This window comes from Candidatus Hydrogenedens sp. (assembly GCA_035361075.1).
Classification (GTDB): Bacteria; Hydrogenedentota; Hydrogenedentia; order Hydrogenedentales; family Hydrogenedentaceae; genus Hydrogenedens.
On sequence record DAOSBX010000002.1, the window covers coordinates 16294 to 38671 of the forward strand.

Genomic DNA, 22378 nt, shown 5'->3' on the forward strand with positions numbered 1-22378 from the left:
ATTCTCGACAGAATAACTAAAAACGATTTTGATGAAACAATGATTAATTACGTAACAGTAGTAGTTTTTATATTCATTTTTATCCTATCGACTTATTTTTTTATTAAGGATAAGAGAAGTAAAAAAACAACTTAAAAGGCGTTTAGAAAAACAAAGTAAAAAGCAAGTATAATATTGGCAAAATCCCCTTTATAGTCTGAAAGAAATAAGGATGTTTTTATGCCTTTTATACGAGGATTTAAAGCACTTCATTATAATCCTGAGAAAATAGATGATTTTGCCAATGTTATTGTTCCGCCTTATGACATTATAAATTCAGAAATGAGAGACAATCTGGCAAAGAGAAGTGAATATAACTTTGTTCATATTGACCTACCTATTGACACAAATTGCAAAAGTAAATATGAAAATGCAGGAGAATTATTTAAGGAGTGGCAAGAAAAGGAGATTTTTATCCGTGATAGTCATATTAGTGCTTATTGGCTAAGGCAACGTTTTACAGATATACGGGGTATTCAAATGGAAAGATTAACATTGTTGTCGTTAATAAAAATTCCATTGCATGGGGAAGAAAATCAGATTCTACCCCACGAGAAGACATTTGAAAAGCCGATTGAGGACAGACTTTCTTTGATGAAGACTACAAATGCACAGTTAAGTCCTGTATTTTTGATTTTCTCCGATACAGAACGACATATTAACAAAGTTTTTTATAATTTAATAAAGAATGAAAACAAACAACCCGAAATATGCGTTACAACCATTGATGGTGTTTTTAATGAGATATGGCAAACACGATGGATTGAAGAGTTGACAGAGATATTTAAAGATAAAACATTATATATTGCAGATGGTCATCATCGTTTTAAGACAGCAAAACATCTTCTTCAAGAAAAACTGGGTTCGGTAGAGGAAATTAAGAAAGATAGGAATATGATAGAGCCATATTTTTATCTTTTTACTGGTTTAGTTGCGTTTGAAGACCCAGGGTTAATAATAAATGCACCTCATAGAGTTATCAAAAATATAGAAATAGATTATGACAGTTTTTTTTCTAAATTAAGTGTTTACTTTAATATTGTGCATATTGAAGGAAATCCCATAGATTATATACATAAAAGAGAGAATAATTGCGGAGATAAAAGTAAAACATCTCGGTGTTTTGGATTTGTAGATAAAAACAAAGGAAGGTTTATCCTTGAACTTAAAGAGGAAGGGCTGAAAAGACTGATAGAGAAGCAGAATACAAAAGCATTACATGAGACAGATGTATATGTACTTCATAAATTACTTTTTGAGGAAGTTCTAAAACTTACTCCAGAAAATCCCTTAATTTATGAGACCAATCCTTTCCGTTGTATTGAAATGGTAGAGATGGAAAATTGTTCGATGGCTTTCCTCATAAATCCTATTTCGCCACACACAATAAAAAAATGTGCAGATAACCATGAGTTTATGCCTCAAAAGGCAACATACTTCTTCCCTAAAATACCCAGCGGACTTATTGTATATGAACTTTCAAATGAAAGTTTATAAATATCTATTTGCCCATAATCATTTTAACAATGTTACTTATTACTGGGACATTCCATCCAGCCATAGTGGCACCAACCCCTGCCATTATTAAAACAAGAAGAATAGCCGCAATTGCTGCGATCGTTTCACGTACTTTTGTAATAGACATATACTGTTCCTTTTATTAGGTCAGGTTTAATACGTTGTTTTATATGCCAAACATGGCAAGAGTATAAATAGGATAAACTTATATCCTATCTATTTCTAATTTTTTACTTGTTTAATTTAGAAAGAGCATTGCTTACAATTTCCATAAGTTTTTTGCCATATTGTATGTATGAATTGTAAAGTTGTTCTTCACTCTCTGCCTGTTGACCCGTGTGAATTACAGCTGCAAGATGAGGTTCAATAGAGAACCCGCCATCATAACCAGATTTTAAAAGATCAAATATAATTTCAGGGACATATCCATCACCTTCCCCACAAAGACAATAAACATCCTCACCATTAATTTTTTTAGCATCCTTAATATGAACATATACAATATCTTTTTTTACCTTCAAATAATACTCCCATGCATCTTGTCCATAAGTCACTGGATTCCCAGTGTCAAAAACGACTTTCAACGCAGGACTATCCACCTCACCTAAAAGAATATTGCTATTGTCTGCAGATAAACCGCCCCAACCACTACAATTTTCATGAACAAGGATAACACCTCCATCCTCTGCAATTTTTGCCAACTCTTTCATCCTTCTTATGGCTTCGTTTCTCCATTCTTTTTCGTCAATAGGATTTTTAGGGTCATTAGGATAACTCATAACGCGAATAAATTGAGTATTAAGTTGATGCATTCTGGGAATAGCATTTTTCAAATCGTTAATATCAATTTGTGGGTCACATGTGATAGGTCGTGCCCAATTTGCAATAGCACTTGCAAAGCACGAAACCTTCATTTGATTTTTCTCTAATTCATCTTTAACGTAATTAAATACCTCTTCTGAAACCTGTGTGAAGTTTACGCCATCGACCATTCTTAACTCCATGTATGACCATCCCAATTCTTTATGTGCTTGTATCTGTTTTTGAATAGATTTGCCAGCTTCGTCGCTAATACCTGAATAAAACATAATATTTCCTTTCTTTTTATATTATATTAAATAATACTTTTTATCATTTGTGCTGAGGCTTTAATATAGTCTAATTTTTCAGCTTCAGATTTTGTATTATATTCCATGTGAATGGATATTGGACCCTTAAATGCCCCCTGTTTAAGAATAATATCAAACATTTCTTTTACAGGGACACAACCCTTTCCCAAGGGAACCCAGTTAGTTTTGTTATTTTCAACTGTAAAATCTTTTACCGCTATCATTCGTATCCATGGAAGTATGGCTATCGTGTTTGCTTTCCATGCCCCACCAAATCCTTCCGCTTTAACATGCCCTATATCAAAATTTGAGCCTAAATAGGGTGAATTAATCTCTTGAAATACTTCAATTAGGTCCCAAATGGGCCCACCGAAGTTATTTAAACCACTATGGTTGTGATAGCCTAAGATTACATTATATTTTTCGGCTAAGGTTGTTAATCCCTGTAGGTCTTTTTTCACATTTGAGATTTGTTCTTTAATATTTATTTTATCTTTATAATGATGGTAGCCAATACGAGCATAAGGGATTTTTAAAGCACCTGCGGTTTTTAATATTTGTTCTGCATAAGGTTCTTCAGCACTGAGCAGGCGTGTTGTTATCATTACTACATCTAAGTTATTTTTCCGAAAGATTTCAACAACTTTAGGCAAGTCTTCCTCTACTTTTTCTGGAATTACATGTCCATCATCACGAACCGTTAAATCAATACCGTCAAGCCCACAATCTTCACATGCAACTGCAAGATTTTCCCAATGAAGGTTTTGTAAATATTTTGAAAATACAACGATTTTATTAGAAGTTGTGTTAGTATTATCTGCTTCGTCTTTAGAGTATGCTTTTCGGAATGACTGAGTAAGTAATAGAGAACTTAATACTGTAGATTTTAAGAAGCTTCGTCTGGAATAATGGTTCATTTACAGTTTTTCCTTTTCTTCATTTGTATTTATATTTTTATTGCTTCTATTCCTTGTGGTATTTTTATACGCTTTTCCCGACAGAATAGTTTTTCTTTCTTCTTTTGTCATTGGAGTTCTTGTTGTTTGTGATTTTTTGGCTTTTGTTGTTTTTGCACTATCAGATGAATCATAAATATAAATTTCATGTTTATCCAACCAATCTTTTATTGGTTTAAATACTTCTTCTTCACCGTTTTCACCAAAGGCCAAATCACAATGATTATAATTGTGTTTACAGCCATTATCAGCACTAAGAATAAGCATTTTTTTATCATTAAACTTTAATGAGTTAAAAAAATCTTTAGCACATTCTAAATTGACAAATGGGTCATCAGGGGCATAAAAAAGCAACAAAGGAATATTCAACTCTGATAAATGTTCAAGAATATTAAGTTGACCATTTAGCATTGTCCATTTCTTTTCATTTAACCACGGGATCATCTCTTCCACCATTTTAGTAGAAGGTGGTTCCACCATTTTGCATAAATCCCAAGCAGTCATGTTTGGATTCATATTTGATGGATTAATAGGGAATAGGGAATTACCTATTTTGAAAAATTTCAATATAGGAATTAACATTCTAAATAAAAGAAACACAGCATTCGGGAATTGTTTTTGAATTTTAACGAGTGACAACGGTATAACCATCTCAGTCTTTAAAAAACCTATAGGAGCACCTAATGTAATACCTCCAGCGATTTTTTCTGAACCATAATGAATTAAATATGCGTATAATAACATCCCTCCTAAAGAATGTCCCACCCAGAAAAGTCTTTTATAGCCAGACATTTTTAAAATAAAATCGATAACGCTTGGTAAATCATATAAGAGAACATCATCAATAGTAGCATCATGATGAGTTCTTCCAAATGGAGGTTTTGAAGACTTACAACCTCGCATATCTATAGTCCAACAGTCGAAATTATTATTTTTAAGATAATTTACAATGCTATACTCAAATGGAAGTAAGAAGTTATTCTGGTTTGAGCCAAAGCCATGAACAAAAAGAATAGGTGGTTTCTTTTCAAAATTATTTCTAAATCTGCACAAACGAATTTCCCATAAATCTTTTGTCCGAACATAATAAACTTCATTTGTATTTATTTTCTCTTGATTTGCAATGGTATATATAAAGTACGCATAAGCAATAAGTGCAATTATTACAATGCTAACTAAAAAAATTAATACTGACATAAAAACTTCCTATTATTGTTATTTATGGTTATTTTGTGGTGTTTGAAAATAGTTATAAATCAATGTTGCCAACGTATCACCGATTCCTTTTACACATTTTAATTCTTGAATTGATGCATTTCTTATTTTATCAAAAGACTTGAAGTGTTTTAACAATTTTTCTGTTGTGTTTTTACCCAATCCAGAAATGTTAATAGACGATGATAAGTCTTTTACTAACCGCTTTTTTCTATGATATTGGATTGAAAAACGATGAGTTTCGTCTCGTATTCTTTGAAGCAAAAGCAGGGCGTTAGAAGTTTTGTTCTTGATAATAATTGGATTACATCTGTTGGGTGTAAAAAAACGTTCTTGAGAAGAAGAATTATTTTTAGAAAACGAATAGTTTCTGGCCTTAGCTATACTTACACAATAAACATCAGAAATCGATAAATCATTTAATACAGATAAAGCGACATTCAGCTGTCCTTTACCCCCATCAATAAGGAGTAAATCTGGCAAGGGTAAGTCTGTTAAATCTCTAAACCGTCGTGTAAGTGCATCTCGTAAAGCGAAATAGTCATCATTTATATTGGATGTTTTAATAGAAAACTGCCGATAATCTGATTTTTTAGGTATACCGTTTTCAAACACGACCATTCCGACAACGGTATTATTCCCTTGTAATGTAGAGGCATCAAAACATTCTATTCTTATAGGCATTCTGGGGATGTGAAGAATATTTTGTATTTCTTGTAAAATTGCCCCTTGGTTTGTTTGCAAGTTATATTCCTCACGGAATTTTGTTTCTGCATTTTTTAATGCCAAGTCCAAGAGTTCAGTATTTTTGCCTTTTGTAGAAGATGTGATTTTGACTTTTGTACCTTTCTTTTCAGTTAAAATAGTCTCCAATTGAGATGTTTCTTGTATATGAATAGGTAAAAGAATTTCTTCTGGGACAGATAAATTATGGGTATATAATTCTAATAATAAGGAAGACAAGAACTCAGAGATAGGAATTTCAGTTGGTAATTTTATTGTAAAATTATAAGAACCAATAAGTTTACCTTCTTGATAGAAAAGGATTAAAAATACAGCAATTTTATCAGATGAATAAAAGCCCCAAACATCAATATTCCGCGAGTAATTGTTAAGAATTGTTTTTTGAGGTTCCATGATTTTCCGAAGAGCGAACAACCTATCACGTAACAGTCCCGCTTTTTCAAAATGCAATTGTTCTGCTTCTTTTTTAATTTCAAGGGTTAACTCTTTTTCTAATGCTTCTGTGTTGCCTTGCAATACAAGAATGGCTTGATTAACCAATTTAGCATAATCATCTTCGTTAATATAACCGACACACGGTGCTGGACATGTACCCAGTTGATAATATAAGCAAGGTCGTGTTCTGTTATTAAACATGTTATCTGAACAACGTCGCAAGGGCACAACGAAATGAAGTTGTTTATATAGTTCACGGATAGCAGAAGCTACATGAAAAGGACCAAAATACAGGGCATTGTCGTTTTTAGGTTTTCTAACGAAGGTAAGTCGTGGATACTTTTCAGATGGGTCAATACGTAATGATAAGAAGTTTTTGTCATCTTTAAGTCGGATATTATAACGAGGTTTGTGCTGTTTGATAAGAGTATTTTCTAAAAGTAAAGCCTCTTTCTCATTTTTTGTAATGAGATAGTCGATTTTGTGGGCTTTAGAAATAAGAAAACGAATATGATAACGAGTATCATTCAATTGGAAATATGTTCTAATACGAGCCCTTAAATTATTTGATTTGCCTACATAAATAACTTTCCCTTTTTCATCATAAAAAAGATAGCAACCAGGTGAAGTTGGAATAGTATTTAAATCAATAATCTTTTTATTAAAAGTATCGTTAATTAGTTCTGAACTATTTTGAGGATGAACTTTGTTATCCATATATGTATTTTTTAATACAAATCATGTTTCTTTTTGAGAAGCATTGTTATCTTTGGGAACATTACCATTTTTTATGTGAACATCTAACTGTGGGTATGATATTTCTATATTATGTTGCTTAAAGCGAGTATAAATCTCTGATAATAAATCATGCTGTAGTTGAAGATAATAATCAATGTGTGTGAATACACGTAGTTCATACTCTAAAGCACTTTGACCAAAACGAAGAAAATATACATGCGGTTCTGGAGAATGTTCAACAAAAGGATGTGTTTTCGCAATTTCAGTAAGAAGAGAAACAACTTGATTTATATCGGCATGATAACTTACACCGATAGGAATGCATAATCGCACTTTTGGTTCGTTCCTTGTCCAGTTAATTAATTGCTGGGTAAGCAGATCTTTATTAGGGACTATTAACTCTTTATTATCCCAATTTACAATGGTTGTTGAGCGCATTTGTAATGATTTTACTCTTCCAGAGATATCACCTATTGTTACGATATCCCCTATACGTATAGGTCTTTCAAAGAGTAAAATTAGACCAGATACAAAATTAGCGACTATCTCCTGTAATCCGAACCCAAAGCCGACACCTAATGCGGCAACTAACCACTGAATTTTGTTCCATGTAATCTGTATTGCTCCCATTGCCATTATAAAGCCTATTGTAAATACGATATATTTCAAAACGGTAGTAATTGCATATCTCTCACCAGATTGGATTTTTGTATATTTCGAGAGTAAAAAATCAATATAGATAGATAAGTTTTTTACGATAATAATGGTCAGAACAATAATAATGAATGAATTTAAAATGTCTAAAAGACTAACCCAATCATGTGTTAGAGAAGTAGGGGACAACGTGTTATCAGATGGCTTACCTGTTGATGATGGAGGTGTATTAATAACTTCAGAAATAGTGGAACTACTCCAAATGTGTACTTTATCTAAGTAACTTAAAGCAGGAAATATATCAGACCAGATATATACTATTAATATGAATCCCGTAATAAATGCTATAAATCTAATTGCTTTTTTAATTTGTAATAAAAATGCCTCTTGTGTAGATGTCAAGTTATCAGAATTATTGTTTGATTCAATTTCTTTATTAAGAATGGTTGTTTGAACTGTAATATTAGAAATAATAGATTTATCAAACACAGTTTTCCATTGATAATGTTTTATTGAAGTGTCTATAAAACGACATACAATGAAAACAACAGTAATAATAAATAGGGATGCAAATATCTTTTTTGTTAATTCAAGACTACCATAGTTGTAACCAAAAAGATTTAAGAAAACAAGCACTAAACAAATTAATGAAAGAACTAAAAGGGTATGTTTAATATAAATTAATAATTTATTTACATTCTCATCTTTTATGTTATCTATCATGTTATTTAATGTTTTATGGGATAACATTGAGAAGAAAGCGGTAAAAAGTAGGAAGAGAGAAAAAATAGTACGAAAAAAATAATCTGCAAAAGCAGAGTCTGGAATAAATTGACTACTTAACGATATTAGAAATAATAAAATGAGTGAAACAAAGATAAAAACAACAATTTTCGTATAATATTTTTCATATTCTTTGTCGTAGTGTTTTATAAATATTTCACATAAAGAAGGGATATGGAACATTGATGCTATGATTCCAAACCAGATAAGAGGAAGGCATAAAAAACGAATACTTATTGAGATATTATTTGTGATTGGATAATATGGAAATAGAATACTGAGAAGAATACTTATGACAAAAAATAACAATGGTAATAGTGAAACACGACAAAAGAAACAGCCAATAAATAATAGAAGACGTCTGTAAGTAAACTGAAGTGGTGTATTTATATTACATGAAATATGTGTTAGTAGTTTTCCACAATATTTATAAATATAGATAACAATAATTAATCCCAAAAAGAAGGAAGAAAAAACTAAAATTAGGTTGTAAATGATATATGGTTTTTTATAAATATCAGTTTTTAATAAGGAACTAAATAGATTTGTTGCATCTGCTTTTAATGCTTCTAATCGTGGGAAAGGGGAACGAATCCAAATGATATTTTCATCAATATAAGTGTTGAATTCTTTTGTGTGTTCAATCCATAGTTTAATCGTCGAAATGGTTTCTGTAAGTAAAGATATATAAATGTCATAATCGCTGATTAATGAAGATAGGATATTCCTTTGAGTTTTTATTAAATCATCAATAGACTTCTTTATGTTCTTTTTCTCATATTCCGATAGGTTCGTTGTACTTTGTAAAAAGACACTCATAATCTGATTTTCAATATCAGATATTTTAAGTCTCCTTGAGAGTAAATCGTTATAGTCATTTTCAATGGATATTAATTCATTTTGAAGGTCATTTAATATTTTATTTAGTTGACGGACGTTAGGAAGTTTAGATTTTTCCTGACGTAGTGTAAATGCCCATCCAGATGAAAGAATATTTGTTTTTGATTTATTCCTCAAATTGTCAAGCTGGTTTTTTTGTTTTTTATAATCGTCACTATATTTTTTAAGATTATCATTCAAGGATAGAATTTTACTTTCTATCCCACCAGGTTCATTACGTTTTCGAGCCAAAGTTAGATTTTCACTTGCGAATGTTAATAGTTCATTTGTAAAAACTGTTTTTGTTTTTGTTAGTGACTGAAAGGAATCTATAGAATTACGGATATTTTTTTCATCTTCTTCTTGTTTTTTATTATTAGATTCGCTTTTCCAGAATTCATATTCTTTTTCTTTTTGCCGTAGTTCATATTTTACTTTTTCAACTCTTGATGTAATTAATCGTGTTTTAATATCAAAATATTCTAATTCTTTATTATGATATTTTAATTCTTTTTCTAAAGATTTAATCTGAGTGTCTTTAAATAGTTGTTTATATTTTGTAAGTGTTGGATGGTCTAAAGAGATATCCGTAGAAACTGACTCTTTTAAATTATTAATCTGTTGTTTAATGTCACTTATTATTAGAAGTAACGATTTACGGTAGTCATTTCTACCTTCAAGTTCTTTTTGTAAAGTATCGTAGCTATTTTGTAATCGATTATATTCATTTTCAACTTGAAGTAAGTTATAGTTGATTTGTTCAAGAGTTAAATCTTTTGTATTTATTTGGATTACTTTTTCTGGAGATGATAATTGTTCTTCTATTGATTTAATTTCCTCAGGAGCATTTTGAATCTCTTCTTTTAAAGTATCAAGTTGTTGTTTCCATTTTGAGTAGTCTTGAAGTAACAACAAAGTGTCTGATAGTAATTTATCAATGGTATTCTTTAAGTCTTGAGATAAAGATGCATCCTGAGAGATTTCATTTTTATAGTTATTAATTATTTCAGGTGATAATTCAATCTCATCAGAAAAAACAAAGAAGGAGAATACAAAAATAACCAAAAATATATGTAGCATATGTAACATTTTAAACCTTGGCATAGGCATACCTTATTGTTATGGTGTAAAGTATTATTTTATCATGATTTGAAACATAAATAGATTAAATGATATAAAGTAATAATTTGTATTACCAACGTTGTATCATTTCGTTTTATATGTTAACGAATAATTAGGTAAAAATAGTTATGGTTCGTGTTGAAGATTGTTTTTTAAAATTGGGTCCTAAAACTAAATTTTATTGTGAAAACTTTTATGCTCCACCAAAATCAAAGATAGCTTTATGGGGTCCCAGTGGTTGTGGTAAAAGCACATTGTTAAATTTAATTTCAGGATTATTAAAACCAGAACGAGGAAAAATAGTTGTAAATGGTATTGAAATCACAGCACTATCCGAAGCAAAATTAGACCATTTTAGAGGTGAGAATATAGGGTTTATCTTTCAAACATTTAATTTGCTACCACCGTTTTCAGCATTTCAAAATGTATTACTTGGTATGCGTTTTAGTGATACAATTCCTGAATCGATGTGGAAAGAGCAGGCAAAGAAACTCTTAAAACGAGTAGGCTTAGGGAACAGACTATATAATAAACCATCAGAACTTAGTGTGGGAGAACAGCAAAGAGTAGCTATTGCCAGGGCGGTCGCAAATAAACAGAAAATTATTGTGGCTGATGAGCCAACAGGGAGTCTTGACCCTAAAACAGCCCATAGTGTTATGCAATTATTATTAGAACTCTGTGAAGAGCAAGGGGTTACTCTGCTTTTAGTAACACATGATAAAAGCATTGCGGACCAATTACCACAAATCTATGATTGTTCAAATTTAGTTCATGAGGAAGAAAATATATGACACTATGGAGTATTGCATGGGGATATTTGTGGAACAGAAAGTTTACAACATGCTTAACAATACTATCCGTTGCTCTTGCTGTGGCATTAATTAGTTCGGTATTAACTCTAAGAGAGGAAACAAGGAAAAGATTTGAAGAAGAAGGTCAGGCTTTTGATTTGGTCGTTGGTGCAAAAGGAAGCCCATTACAGCTTGTTTTGAGTAGTGTATACTTTATGGATAACCCTACGGGGAATATTCCGTGGTCTGTTTATGAACAAGTTAAAAATGACTCTGAATATGTCCAATCAGCTTATCCCATAGCACTTGGCGATAATTTTGAAGGATTTAGAATAGTTGGAACAGATGTATCCCTATTTGAACATCGATGGATTAGTCCAATTACAGGAGAAGAAAGGCATCCTTTTAAGATAAAAGAGGGGAGAGTATTTAAGGAGCCGTTTGAAGCGGTTCTTGGTGCATTAGTGGCAAAAGAAACAGGATTAAAGGTTGGGGATACTTTTGTAAGTAGTCATGGTTTTATGAAATTGCCTGAGGTTCTTGGTGGGCATGCACATGAACAACATCCATACGAAGTTGTAGGTATATTTGAAAATTCAAACTCGCCTTTTGATAGGGCAATTTTTACATCAGTGGATTCGGTATGGAATATTCATGCTGAACATAATGATGACCATAAAGAACAGGAGGAAAAGGAAGAGGGTGATATTCGCTATGAGGAATGGGGGAAAGACCCTCATTCTATGATAACTGCAATTTTGGTTCAATTACAGAGTCCTGCACTTCGTTTTCAGTATCGTGAGATGATTCGGGAATCTACTGTGGCTATGGCTGCAACCCCTGTTGAGGAAATATCAAAACTATTTGAACAATTTTTAGGGACTGCCAAAACAGTACTTTTGGCAATAGGGTATTTGGTGGTTGTTATTTCAGCTTTATCAATAATGATAGGTCTTTATCTTGCAATTATCCAGAGAAGAAGAGATTTAGCTATCATGAGAGCATTAGGTGCATCACGTATAGAAATTTTTGGTTCCGTTCTTATCGAGGCATTTTGGGTTACAACCTTAGGAATTGCGACAGGATATATCTTAGGCGGTATAATATCACAAGTAATTGGTTATTATCTGACACAAAAATATGGCTTGTCTGTTTCGTCATTTATAATAACAGCAGAACATATAACCTCTTTTGCAACCGTTGCGATTGTTGGCTTACTTGCAGGAATTATTCCTGCGTGGCAAGCATATAAACGGAATATAGCAAGAGACTTAATGGAACTTTAAGAATAAGTATTTATCAATGAGATTAAGAGCAAAAAGAGACCTCACAATATTTGTAGGTGTTATTTTTATTATTTCTACTGTTGCTCTACTAAATAATTTTTTCTACCGAAGCAGTCTGGCAGGGCAAATGGAAAAATATAGATTAGCAGTAGAAAAAGATAGAAAAAATAAGGGTATTGAAATTCTATCCTGGAAAATACTTCAGAAAACAAAAGGGAATATGAGAACAGGTCCAACATTTGACGAGAGTCTTATACCTTATGATAAGCAAAGGATACATATAGTTGGTTTTATGGTGCCTTTAAATCAATTTCGTAAAATGAAAGAATTTTTATTACTTCCCTTACCAATTGAATGTTACTTTTGCCAAGCACCACCAATGAGAGATGTAATTATTGTACAGATGGCTGAAAATGAAACTACGGACCTTTACAAAGAACCCGTTTTGATTAATGGTATATTGAACTTGCAGAAAGGAAAAGGAGTTAAATTCTTTTACATAATTTCAGATGCCCAAATTGGTCCAGCAAGAGAAGGCGGGTCACTTACAAGAAAAACAGTTGCTCCACAACACATGATGCATGTTCAACCTGCACCTCAAGAACAACTTCTCGAAGGTGTTGAATCCCCAGCCCCTACAAATAACAAATCAAATGAAGAACAGAAATAAAGGGATGTTATTTTTTAACACTTTTTTTAAGTGCCTGGTCTATATCCTTTATGAGGTCTTCTGGTTCTTCAATTCCAACTGCTAAACGGAATAATGTATCTGTTATACCTAAAGAATATCTTTCTTTGCGTGAATAGTCATAATAACTCACAAGTGCAGGATGAGTGATTAATGTTTCAACACCTCCTAAGCTTGGGGCAATATAGCACAACTGCAAGGAATCAAGAAATTTTTTGGCAGTATTCAAGTTCCCTTTAATGTCGAACGTAACAACGCCACCAAAGCCTTTCATTTGTGCTTTGGCAATATGATGATGTGGGTGGCTTTCTAAACCAGGATAATAAACCTTCTTTATTTGTGGATGCTTCTCTAAAAAGCGAGCAATTGCCATAGCAGTTTGGTTTTGTCTTTCTATTCGTAGAGGAAATGTTTTCAAACCCCTTAAAAGGAGATAACAGCAGTGTGGGTCAATAACCCCCCCCATTGCTTTATGAAGTCTTCTAACTTCTTCCACTAATTCACTTCTTCCTAAAACAGCACCAGCTAAAATATCATTATGACCACCTAAATATTTTGTACAGCTATGAAGAACCAAATCTACCCCAAATTCGAGTGGCTTTTGATTGTATGGGGTGCTAAATGTTGAATCAATTAGAGTTAATACTCGATGCTTCTTCGCAATAGCATATAATTTTTCAAGGTCAAAAATATTTAAATAGGGATTGGTTGGTGATTCTGAGAAAATAAATTTAGTGTTCGTTTTCACAGCTTTATCTAATGCATCGTAATCACCAAAAGGTACAATAGTACATTCAACTCCAAACCGTTGTAAATAAGAACTACAAAATTCAAGTGTTTTTTTATAGGCATCATCGGTGATTACAATATGGTCATTACTATGAACCAAAGCGAGAATGGTAGTAGTGATTGCACTCATTCCTGACCCAAAAACAATACAATCCTCTGCCCCTTCAAGTGCTGCCAATCTCCGTTCAGCCACTAATTCAGTGGGGTTGCCATATCTGCCATACTCAAAACGTGCCTTTCCATGTTTTGTATAATCCTCAATTTCCTTTGAATTTTTAAATACATACGTGCTGGTTTGGACTATAGGTGTTGTAACAGAATCGGCATATCTACTACGGTCTTCACCGGCATGAACTGCCTGTGTAGAGATGCCACTATCTTTTAATAAAAAAGAAGATGCCTTTTGAGATAATGTTTGTTTTATTTTCTTCATAAGAAATGCTACTCCAAAGAATAATGTTAACGTTATGAAAGAAAATGAATATTTATTTTAAAACAAAAGCCCTCTCATAATAAAAAGAGATGATAATCTTTAAATACAAATATTACTTGGTTGCAAGTATTTTCTTCAAAATCCTCAATGCTTTTGCACTATCTTTTGTGTTGTCAAAAGCAAGCCATATTACACAATTTTTGCTAATAGCAGAGGCGGAAATTCCCCTGATATTAATACCTGCTGAACCAAGTTCATTTAAGATTGCTAATCCAAGACCCGCTTTGTCTGGACCAATTATTTTTAATGCTGAAATTTCCTTATTTTTAGAAAAACCAAATGACTTCGCTTTTTTTATTAACTGAGCACCTTCCAATGGACTTAGGAAAACGACACCTTTGCCTTTGGTCGTTCGACGAGCAAGTAAAAAGTCTAAATTGGCTCCAAGTTCAACAAGAGGAACAAGTGCAGAACGTAAACCTCCTGGCTGGTCAGGTATCTCTGCTGACCATACATCCACTTTTTTTATTTCATAACCCATAATCAATACCTTTCTGTTGAATAGTTATATAACTTATAATAAAGTAACATTAGATTAATGCAATTTACAACTTAAAACCTTAAAATTTGATTTTTTTTATGATATGAATGAAAAACCGTTTCATATAATGGCAAAACCTGTGGGCCCATCATGTAATTTAATGTGCAAATATTGCTTTTATTACGAAAAGAAAAAAGTATTAAATAACTATAAAATAATGTCTGATGAAGTATTAGAAACATATGTTAGAGAATACATCACAGCTAACCCAGCAAATGAAATTGTTTTCGGATGGCAAGGAGGTGAACCAACGTTAGCCGGAATAGATTTTTTTGAAAAAGTTTTGAACCTTCAAAAAAAATATAAAAAGTCAAAACAAATATTGAATACATTACAAACAAATGGGATATTGTTAAATGAGGAATGGGCAGATTTTTTAAGAGAAAATGGTTTTTTAGTTGGTATTTCTATTGATGGTCCTAAGTCGATTCACGATAAATTTAGAACTAATAATAGGGGAGAGGGAACCTTCGAAAAAGTTTACAAATCTGTCCAATTACTAAAAGAAAAAGGGGTAGAATTTAATACATTAACATGTGTACATCGCCATAATTGGATGAAGGGTAAGGAGATTTATCATTTTCTCAAATATATTGGTAGTCAATTCATGCAGTTTATTCCTATTATAGAAAGGAGAGGAAAAAGCCGTTCTGATGGACTTGAACTGGTCTGTCCTGATGATGAAGATGCTGAAATTACTGAATGGACATTATTACCAGAACAATGGGGGTATTTCCTAAATTCTATTTTTGATGAATGGATAAAAAATGATGTAGGTACTATTTTTGTTCAATTATTTGATATGACACTTGCTGGGTGGATGGGATTAGAACCTCCGTTGTGTGTTCACAGCAAACAATGTGGGAATGCGATGATCTTAGAAGCAGATGGCTCTTTATATTCATGTGACCATTTTGTTTACCCTGAATATTATTTGGGAAATATAAATGAAAAATCGCTTGTAGAAATCGTCAATTCTAATTTTCAAAAGGAATTTGGGAAGAAGAAGCTATTACTGACGAATAAATGTAAGTCCTGTAAGTACCTTTTCGCTTGTAATGGTGGATGCATTAAGCATCGTTTTGTAAGCATTCAGAATGAACAACAAAAACAGAATTATCTATGTCATGGTTATTTCATGTTTTTTCAACATACTGAACAATATATGAAATTTATGGCACAACAATTGAGAAATGGATTGCCTCCTGCGAATGTTATGGATGAAATCAAACGGAAACAAAATATGTATAAAAACGTAGACACAGACCCTAACGTACCATGTCCATGTGGAAGTGGTAAAAAATATAAGAAATGTTGCGGGAGTATTAATTAAAATTAAAAGGAATTATTCATTCATTTAAGGATTTATCTTTAGAAACAAGTTCATTCCATCGATTATTGACATGTTCTTGGAGTTCCTCATATACTTCAGAAGTAATATGAGAGAATCTATTTTGGGTTTCCAAGTACTCAGTTATTGGTTTTAATTTGCCTCCTTTTGCTAATCTTCGACTTCTCCCTGTAAGTCTAAAAACACCATGTTCAATTTCGTATAGAACGACAGCACCTGTTTCAACTGCAAGTTGACCAATTGTAACGGTATCTTTCGGGTCATATTGCCAACCTGAAGGACAGGGAACGCAAAGATGAATATAGCGTAAACCCTCAATATCCCTTGCTTTCTTAACCTTATCATATAAGTCTGTTGGGTAAGACACGCAAGCGGTAGCCACGTAAGGAATATTATGTGCTTCCATAACTTTACCCATATCCTTAGGAGTGTGTATCTTCCCTTGCACAGGTGTTGTAGTTGTTTTTACTCCTTTGGGCGTTGCACCAGAACGTTGAGTGCCAGTATTCATATATGCCTCATTATCATAACAAATAAATAGAAAATTAGCATTTCGTTCTGCTGCACCACTTAGCGCCTGAATTCCTATATCAACAGTTCCACCATCTCCTGCCATTGCCAGAACAGTAATATCTTCTTTTTTTAGAACTTTTAACGCAGAAACAACACCAGATGCCATTGCTGCTGTACCTGGAAATACCGAATTTATCCACGGGACTCGTATAGAAGATACTGGATACATGCCTCCTAATACTGTCAAACAGGACGCAGGAACAACCATAACACACTTTCCGTCCAGTGCTTTCAGAATATATCTTAATCCAATTCCTAACCCACAACCTGCACATGAACGGTTTCCAGGTAGCATATATTCTTCTGAAGGTATTTCGAGTATTGTCGTCATATATATTTACTTCCTTTAATATTTACAATTTATCCATTGAGATTCATATAGCATGTCTGGAGTTATCTTATCCGATATACATTTATTCCAGCAATCGTACATAGTTTCAGCAATTTCATAAGGTTTTACATCACGACCACCTAATCCAGCAATAAAACTGATAACTTTGGTCAGAGTTCCAGATTCATAAAGTGCAGACTTCAAATCCACACAAATAGGTCCTTGATAACCATAACTTAAACTTTTGTCAATGGTAACGATAAGTTTCCTGTTGCTCAACAAAGGTGTTAGTTTTTTATTAGGGAAAGGTCTATATGCTCTAAGTATTAAAAGACCAGCAGGGATATTAATTTCTCTTAACATATCGACTGCAAGCATGCTCAGTTCGCCAATACTTCCCGCACAGACTATAGCAAGTTCAGCATCTTCTATTTTATAAGTTGTAAATAATCTTCCTGCGCTACGTCCAAACTCCTTCTCATATTCTATATCTACTTCCTCAATAACATCTAAACTATCCCGCAATGCTTTATGATGCAAATACTTATGTTCCATATAACCATGACATAACACCCCATCAGCATTAACTCTTGGTTCTGCTAAAGTGACAGGGTTGATATTCACGGGTTTTTCTAAATCGATGGGAGTATGAGGTACATAAGGGGGTAAAAATTTCTTTACTTTTGTTCCATCAGGAACTTCTAACGGCATAACTGTGTGAGATAGGATATATCCATCATAGCATACCATTACGGGTAAATATACCTTTTCTGCAATACGGAAAGCCTGAATAACAGTATCAATAATTTCTTGATTATTCTTGCAAAATAATTGTATCCAGCCTGCATCCCTTTGTGACATGGAATCTTGTTGGTCATTTAATACACTCCATGGAGCCGCCATAGCTCTATTTACACAAGCCATAACAATTGGTAAACGGGAACCAGAAGCCCAATGAAGCTGTTCACACATATAGGCAAGTCCATTAGCACTGGTTGCAGTAAAAACACGTGCACCTGCAATGGATGCACCAATACACACCCCCATAGCACTATGTTCACTTTCAACGGGAACGAATTCGGCTTCTAATTCACCTTGTTCAACAAACTTTGCTAATTCCTCAACAACTGGTGATTGCGGTGTGATTGGATATGCGGCAATTACCTGGACACCCGATAGAAATGCTCCTATTGCCACAGATTGGTTCCCTGTTAATACATGTATGCCCGGGGGATACGATTCGGGATTGGTACTTTTTCGTTTTGTTGTTTCTTTTACTTCATTTGTTATGCTCATATTCAGTTTCCATCTGTATAGCATCTGCAGGACAAATTTGGGCACATATACCACAACCTTTACAATATGTGAGGTCAATAGGTCCTCCTGGTTTTCGTTCTATTGCACCTTCAGGACAAAAAGCCCAACATTGAAAACATATTTCTTTGTTTGCTTTTACTGCAAGGCATCTATCCCTATTTAATACTGGATGTTGGGTTCTCCACTCTCCTGTTGTGCCTGCTTCACCTTTGGCAGGAGATGAACCCGAGATGATATGTCCACAATCACGTGTTCTCATAATTGAACAACTCCTTTTATTTTATACTATCTTTTCAACGTTACATTGTTTAAAAACATTAGAAATGGCATCAAAATTCTTTGCAACCGCTCTGGAAGAAAAAAATTGCTCCAAAGCACTGTGTATATTTGACATATCTATTTTCGGCAATGCATGTAAAACCGCCCCTAAAATGGGAGTATTGACTAAAGGAATACCAGCGTAGACCAAGCCTATTTCTTCGGCAATCTTGGTTGCATTAACCATAACAATATTATAATTTGCAAAATTACTTTTTTCTTCAAAAAAAGGTGTATTTAATATTAACCACCCCTTTTCTTTAAGTCCCTGTGTAACATTAATTGATTTAAGTAAAGTATTATCTAAAACGACAACAATATCAGGATTTGTTATTTGACTAAAATCATGGATAGTGTGTTCACTTAGTTTTGTAGTCGCAATAACAGGAGCACCCCTTCGTTCTGCCCCAAAAAACGGTGCTGATGTAACACCTTTATAACCAGCAAGATAACCCGCAACAGCAAGTATTTTTGCCGCTGTAACTGCCCCTTGACCACCCCTACCATGCCAACGAATCTGTATTAGATTATCACTATTATAATTCCGAAAAAAATCAATAACGTCTTTTTTTTCAACCATTAAATAAAACCTATTTCTTATTACTATATTAAGTTTATATCAAAATTATTTAAATAAAGAATTTAACATTAATCATAATGTGTTTGCAAAAAGACCATCGAGTTATAGTCCCTAATGAACGTAATAACTAAATGAAATTAATAATGTCGAAATAGAAAACAGGGTTGCTCTTTATAAAATGAATTATTGTTATAAAATTGGTCTACTTGTTGTACTGCCCAATTAAGTAAATCTTCTTCTTTTAGTGTCTTGTTCATCTGATACCATACTATTCTTTTATCAGCACGAAACCATGTTAATTGCTTTTTAGCATATCTGCGATGATGTTGTTTGGTATGTTCAATAGCTTCTTTTAAGTTTTGTTCTCCTTTTAAATAATTAACAATCTCACGATAACCCAAAGCTTTCAATCGATATATATCATGTTCATATCCTTCATTGAGTAATTGTTCAACTTCTTGAATCCAACCCTCTTTTATCATTTTTTCAACCCGATGATTAATCCTCTCATATAACAATTCCCTTTCCCACTGGATAGCAAGTTGCAAAACGTATAATGGTTTAGCCTTTTCAAAATGTTTCCTATGCCACTCTGAAAAAGGGATGCCCGTAAGTTCGTAAACCTCTAAAGCACGAATAACTCGAACAATGTCATTGGGACTGGTTAATCTTGTTGCATAAGTAGGGTCTACCCCTTTTAATTTATTAAATAATGCCTCAGCTCCTTTGTATAATAATTCTTCTCTAATTTTTTTTCGTATCTTCTCAGAGCGACCAGGTCCTTCAAATAAACCATCAATTAGTGCAGATAAATAAAGACCCGATCCCCCTACTAATATAGGGATTTTACCTTCTCCTTTCAATCTAATAATTTCTTTCCGAGCCAGTTGTTGAAAAATACCAGCATTCATTTCATAATTAGGAGGAACAAAGGCAATAAAGTGATGTGGAATTTTATTTCGGATTTCTATCGGGGGAACAGCGGTTCCTATTTCCATCCCTTTATAGAATTGCATAGAGTCGGCAGATATTATTTCAGTATTTAATTTTTCCGCTAATCTTACAGCAAAGTCTGTTTTACCTGATGCTGTAGGACCCACAATAGCAATAGCATCCATCAGGTCCTTCTCCGAAAACTTTTTTCCATTTGTTGGATTGTTAACTCAATCAAAATAGGTCTCCCATGTGGGCAGGTATAGGGTGGTTTTAAAGATTTAAATCCCTGAATTAATGCAACTCGCTCCATAGGCTCTAATTTATCACCCGCTTTAATGGATTTTTTACATGCCTTCGTAGCTATACTCAGTAAGGATTCAAAATAGTTTTCACTCTCAAACAAGTCTCCTTGAACAAGTTCTTCTAAAATAGAAAAAATTACATCCTTTATCTTCTCTTCATCATATAAATAACAAATTGCAGATATTTGGAAAGCATTGTCACCAAACAACTCAGCCTCGATACCGATTTTTTCAAAAATTCCTAGGTTTTCTTCAAATACTTTTGTATAGTTGGTAGGAACTTCTATAATGATAGGTATGGCAAGTCTTTGTAAAGCGAGATTTTTATCTTGTAGTTCATACTTTAATTGTTCAAAGTTTAATCGTTCATGAAGTGCATGTTGGTCTATTATGAGAAGTCGTTCCTCTTCTGGTAGAACAAGATAAGAATCAAAAATCTGTAGTGGAACTTCTTCGCCAGGCTGGTAATGTGTAAATAAGGGGTAAGGATAAAGTTGTTCATTCTTTTTATCCTCTATCCCAGTCTCTATTGGAAGTGAAGAAGATTCCTTTGTTGTGGATGAACTTCCTGATTTTTCGGGTACATCAAGATGTTGTTTTCTTAAGGTATCAGGTTCTTTATCGGTAGTTGACATGAAAGATATTTTTGTTGATGTTTGTTCAATCTCTTTTTTAATATTTATCTGTTCAAATAAAGGCGTATTAATATCTATTTGTTCTTTTTCGATATTATCTAAATATTTATCGCTATGTATCTGTTTGTAATCGTATTTATCTGTTTTTTGTTCTGACCTTACTGCACTGATATTAGATAAATTTGTTCGTAAAATTGATGTAATTAGTTTTGATATTACTCTTTCTTCTCTAAATTTTACTTCTTTTTTTGTAGGATGGATATTAACATCGACAAATGATGGAGGTATTGTAAAGAAGAGAATAGCTACTGGGTATCTACCTACCATAAGTAAACCCCTATATGCCTCTTCTAAACTATATTGTAACATTCGATTATAAACAGGTCTTTGATTTACAAAAAATAACTGATGAGAACGATGAGACCTTGTTAGAGAAGGAAGACCAATGAATCCAGAAACTGAGACTTGAATATTTTCATCATCGCTAACCGAAACATTTTGTACTTCTGGTTTTATCGGAATCATTTCCGTCAATGTGCTATTTCCCCAAAAAATTGAAAGTCTGTTTTGAACATCTAATTCTGGCGGAATATCAAAGAGAACCTTTTCATTATGGATTAGTTTAAAACCAATATTTTTATGTGCTAATGCATATTTTTGAATGACATCAATGCAATGACTTAACTCTGTAGTAAATCCTTTTAAAAATTTTAATCTTACGGGAGTATTAAAAAAGAGACGATTTACTGTAATTTTAGTACCAACAGGACATCCAACAGAAGAAACTGATTTTAAGATACCCCCATGAATAACAATTTGAGTTCCAGTTTCGTCCTGTGCCCTCCTTGTGATAAGAGCAAATTGTGACACAGCAGAAATACTGCTAAGTGCTTCGCCTCGGAATCCAAAGGTTGATATTCTTTCAAGATCCTTTTCAGTTTTTATCTTGCTTGTTGCATGACGTTCAATAGCGAGCAAAGCGTTTTGTTCCGACATCCCAATACCATCATCTATAACCTCAATTAAACGCAGACCAGAGGCTGTTAAACGAACTACAATCCTTTTTGCTTTTGCGTCAATACTATTTTCGACCAACTCTTTTACTACCGATGCAGGCCGTTCTACAACTTCACCAGCGGCAATTTTGTTAGTAATGTCCTCAGGCAATATTCGTATTTTAGGTTCTTCCATAAATTACTGAACCTTTAATAAAAAAATATGAAACGGGATTAAAATAACTTAGTTATATTTT

Annotated in this window: 19 protein-coding genes; 5 read left to right on the forward strand and 14 right to left on the reverse strand. The window is 33.1% G+C overall.

Features of this window, described 5'->3' with window-relative positions:
* Window positions 1-219: 219 nt before the first annotated feature.
* A complete protein-coding gene (locus tag PLJ10_00730) occupies window positions 220-1536 on the forward strand; it encodes a DUF1015 domain-containing protein (protein ID HOK08167.1) in 1317 nt (438 codons plus the stop codon).
* Between the two features lie 4 nt (window positions 1537-1540).
* On the opposite strand, the gene PLJ10_00735 is transcribed toward PLJ10_00730, so the two are convergent.
* The 6 genes from PLJ10_00735 to PLJ10_00760 form a co-directional block, all read right to left on the reverse strand.
* Window positions 1541-1684 carry a hypothetical protein gene (locus tag PLJ10_00735; GenBank protein HOK08168.1) on the reverse strand — a complete coding sequence of 48 codons (144 nt, stop codon included), beginning with the start codon at window positions 1682-1684 and terminating at the stop codon, window positions 1541-1543.
* A gap of 103 nt (window positions 1685-1787) precedes the next feature.
* Complete coding sequence (locus PLJ10_00740) at window positions 1788-2645, reverse strand: sugar phosphate isomerase/epimerase family protein (GenBank protein ID HOK08169.1); 858 nt, start codon at window positions 2643-2645, stop codon at window positions 1788-1790.
* Window positions 2646-2671: 26 nt separating this feature from the next.
* Window positions 2672-3583, reverse strand: coding sequence for a sugar phosphate isomerase/epimerase family protein (locus PLJ10_00745; protein HOK08170.1), 912 nt, complete (start codon window positions 3581-3583; stop codon window positions 2672-2674).
* A complete protein-coding gene (locus PLJ10_00750) occupies window positions 3584-4819 on the reverse strand; it encodes an alpha/beta fold hydrolase (protein HOK08171.1) in 1236 nt (411 codons plus the stop codon).
* Window positions 4820-4837: 18 nt separating this feature from the next.
* Complete coding sequence (uvrC, locus tag PLJ10_00755; protein HOK08172.1) at window positions 4838-6733, reverse strand: excinuclease ABC subunit UvrC; 1896 nt, start codon at window positions 6731-6733, stop codon at window positions 4838-4840.
* 21 nt (window positions 6734-6754) lie between these two features.
* Window positions 6755-10174, reverse strand: coding sequence for a mechanosensitive ion channel (locus PLJ10_00760; protein ID HOK08173.1), 3420 nt, complete (start codon window positions 10172-10174; stop codon window positions 6755-6757).
* Between the two features lie 146 nt (window positions 10175-10320).
* Between PLJ10_00760 and PLJ10_00765 the strand changes: the two genes are divergently transcribed.
* Genes PLJ10_00765 through PLJ10_00775 form a run of 3 tightly spaced genes read left to right on the forward strand, consistent with a single transcriptional unit; the run spans window position 10321 to window position 12942 of the window.
* Entirely contained in the window at window positions 10321-10986 is a 666-nt protein-coding gene (locus PLJ10_00765; GenBank protein ID HOK08174.1) for an ABC transporter ATP-binding protein, read from the forward strand.
* On the forward strand, window positions 10983-12272 hold the full coding sequence (locus PLJ10_00770) for an ABC transporter permease (protein HOK08175.1): 1290 nt from the start codon (window positions 10983-10985) through the stop codon (window positions 12270-12272). Before PLJ10_00765 ends, PLJ10_00770 begins: the two co-directional genes overlap by 4 nt.
* 16 nt (window positions 12273-12288) lie before the next feature.
* On the forward strand, window positions 12289-12942 hold the full coding sequence (locus PLJ10_00775; protein ID HOK08176.1) for a DUF3299 domain-containing protein: 654 nt from the start codon (window positions 12289-12291) through the stop codon (window positions 12940-12942).
* Window positions 12943-12949: 7 nt separating this feature from the next.
* Here the strand turns inward: PLJ10_00775 and PLJ10_00780 are convergent, their stop codons facing one another.
* Together PLJ10_00780 and PLJ10_00785 are read right to left on the reverse strand one after the other, a co-directional pair.
* Window positions 12950-14182: an aminotransferase class I/II-fold pyridoxal phosphate-dependent enzyme gene (locus PLJ10_00780; protein HOK08177.1), complete on the reverse strand. Its 1233-nt coding sequence runs from the start codon at window positions 14180-14182 to the stop codon at window positions 12950-12952.
* 112 nt (window positions 14183-14294) lie between these two features.
* Window positions 14295-14723 (reverse strand): amino acid-binding protein, encoded by a 429-nt coding sequence (locus PLJ10_00785; GenBank protein HOK08178.1) that lies wholly within the window; start codon window positions 14721-14723, stop codon window positions 14295-14297.
* A gap of 103 nt (window positions 14724-14826) precedes the next feature.
* Here PLJ10_00785 and PLJ10_00790 point away from each other — a divergent pair, with 103 nt between their 5' ends.
* Complete coding sequence (locus PLJ10_00790) at window positions 14827-16116, forward strand: anaerobic sulfatase maturase (GenBank protein HOK08179.1); 1290 nt, start codon at window positions 14827-14829, stop codon at window positions 16114-16116.
* Window positions 16117-16132: 16 nt separating this feature from the next.
* Here the strand turns inward: PLJ10_00790 and PLJ10_00795 are convergent, their stop codons facing one another.
* From PLJ10_00795 to mutL, 6 genes are all read right to left on the reverse strand, one after another.
* Entirely contained in the window at window positions 16133-17038 is a 906-nt protein-coding gene (locus tag PLJ10_00795; GenBank protein ID HOK08180.1) for a thiamine pyrophosphate-dependent enzyme, read from the reverse strand.
* Between the two features lie 15 nt (window positions 17039-17053).
* The gene (locus PLJ10_00800; protein ID HOK08181.1) at window positions 17054-18334 is read right to left on the reverse strand and encodes a pyruvate ferredoxin oxidoreductase; all 1281 of its coding nucleotides are present in this window, start codon (window positions 18332-18334) and stop codon (window positions 17054-17056) included.
* Window positions 18318-18614: a 4Fe-4S binding protein gene (locus tag PLJ10_00805; protein ID HOK08182.1), complete on the reverse strand. Its 297-nt coding sequence runs from the start codon at window positions 18612-18614 to the stop codon at window positions 18318-18320. The genes PLJ10_00800 and PLJ10_00805 overlap by 17 nt, the downstream gene beginning before the upstream one ends.
* A gap of 21 nt (window positions 18615-18635) precedes the next feature.
* Window positions 18636-19253 (reverse strand): 2-oxoacid:acceptor oxidoreductase family protein, encoded by a 618-nt coding sequence (locus PLJ10_00810; protein HOK08183.1) that lies wholly within the window; start codon window positions 19251-19253, stop codon window positions 18636-18638.
* A gap of 137 nt (window positions 19254-19390) precedes the next feature.
* Window positions 19391-20371: a tRNA (adenosine(37)-N6)-dimethylallyltransferase MiaA gene (gene miaA, locus PLJ10_00815; protein HOK08184.1), complete on the reverse strand. Its 981-nt coding sequence runs from the start codon at window positions 20369-20371 to the stop codon at window positions 19391-19393.
* Window positions 20371-22317, reverse strand: a complete 1947-nt coding sequence (gene mutL, locus PLJ10_00820; GenBank protein HOK08185.1) for a DNA mismatch repair endonuclease MutL — start codon at window positions 22315-22317, stop codon at window positions 20371-20373. The genes miaA and mutL overlap by 1 nt, the downstream gene beginning before the upstream one ends.
* Window positions 22318-22378 lie beyond the last annotated feature (61 nt).

Excerpts from the sequence above, each read along its gene's own strand:
- PLJ10_00785 (HOK08178.1), bottom strand. The coding sequence starts at position 14,723 with ATGGGTTATGAAATAAAAAAAGTGGATGTATGGTCAGCAGAGATACCT.
- PLJ10_00745 (HOK08170.1), bottom strand. The coding sequence starts at position 3,583 with ATGAACCATTATTCCAGACGAAGCTTCTTAAAATCTACAGTATTAAGT.
- mutL (HOK08185.1), bottom strand. The coding sequence starts at position 22,317 with ATGGAAGAACCTAAAATACGAATATTGCCTGAGGACATTACTAACAAA.
- uvrC (HOK08172.1), bottom strand. The coding sequence starts at position 6,733 with ATGGATAACAAAGTTCATCCTCAAAATAGTTCAGAACTAATTAACGAT.
- PLJ10_00760 (HOK08173.1), bottom strand. The coding sequence starts at position 10,174 with ATGCCAAGGTTTAAAATGTTACATATGCTACATATATTTTTGGTTATT.
- PLJ10_00780 (HOK08177.1), bottom strand. The coding sequence starts at position 14,182 with ATGAAGAAAATAAAACAAACATTATCTCAAAAGGCATCTTCTTTTTTA.
- PLJ10_00770 (HOK08175.1), top strand. The coding sequence starts at position 10,983 with ATGACACTATGGAGTATTGCATGGGGATATTTGTGGAACAGAAAGTTT.
- PLJ10_00730 (HOK08167.1), top strand. The coding sequence starts at position 220 with ATGCCTTTTATACGAGGATTTAAAGCACTTCATTATAATCCTGAGAAA.
- PLJ10_00805 (HOK08182.1), bottom strand. The coding sequence starts at position 18,614 with ATGAGAACACGTGATTGTGGACATATCATCTCGGGTTCATCTCCTGCC.
- PLJ10_00800 (HOK08181.1), bottom strand. The coding sequence starts at position 18,334 with ATGAGCATAACAAATGAAGTAAAAGAAACAACAAAACGAAAAAGTACC.
- PLJ10_00735 (HOK08168.1), bottom strand. The coding sequence starts at position 1,684 with ATGTCTATTACAAAAGTACGTGAAACGATCGCAGCAATTGCGGCTATT.
- PLJ10_00765 (HOK08174.1), top strand. The coding sequence starts at position 10,321 with ATGGTTCGTGTTGAAGATTGTTTTTTAAAATTGGGTCCTAAAACTAAA.
- PLJ10_00775 (HOK08176.1), top strand. The coding sequence starts at position 12,289 with ATGAGATTAAGAGCAAAAAGAGACCTCACAATATTTGTAGGTGTTATT.
- PLJ10_00795 (HOK08180.1), bottom strand. The coding sequence starts at position 17,038 with ATGACGACAATACTCGAAATACCTTCAGAAGAATATATGCTACCTGGA.
- PLJ10_00810 (HOK08183.1), bottom strand. The coding sequence starts at position 19,253 with ATGGTTGAAAAAAAAGACGTTATTGATTTTTTTCGGAATTATAATAGT.
- PLJ10_00750 (HOK08171.1), bottom strand. The coding sequence starts at position 4,819 with ATGTCAGTATTAATTTTTTTAGTTAGCATTGTAATAATTGCACTTATT.
- PLJ10_00740 (HOK08169.1), bottom strand. The coding sequence starts at position 2,645 with ATGTTTTATTCAGGTATTAGCGACGAAGCTGGCAAATCTATTCAAAAA.
- miaA (HOK08184.1), bottom strand. The coding sequence starts at position 20,371 with ATGGATGCTATTGCTATTGTGGGTCCTACAGCATCAGGTAAAACAGAC.
- PLJ10_00790 (HOK08179.1), top strand. The coding sequence starts at position 14,827 with ATGAATGAAAAACCGTTTCATATAATGGCAAAACCTGTGGGCCCATCA.